The 209-nt window shown below is 66.5% G+C and carries 1 pseudogene; it reads left to right on the forward strand.

Annotated elements, in window-relative coordinates:
• Window positions 1–209, forward strand: a pseudogene (locus IEY55_RS31690) (hypothetical protein); the annotation flags it as partial.

A 209-nucleotide genomic window follows, 5' to 3' on the forward strand; every position in this document is an offset into this window, starting at 1 on the left:
GGCAACGACTCGTTCAAGGGAATGGGGATCACCTTCACCTACCCCGACGGACGCGGTCTGCCGATGATGGTGGTCAGCAACATCACCAGTCCCTTCGCCCTGCACGAGAGCAACTTCGCCTTCACTCCCACCGGAGGGGGGGCCGACCTGCTGGACGGTCGGCTGCCCTACCGGGACCGGGGCGAGGAACTCGGACTGTCCCGCAGCGG

This window comes from Longimycelium tulufanense (genome assembly GCF_014645795.1).
In the GTDB taxonomy this organism is placed as follows: domain Bacteria; phylum Actinomycetota; class Actinomycetes; order Mycobacteriales; family Pseudonocardiaceae; genus Longimycelium; species Longimycelium tulufanense.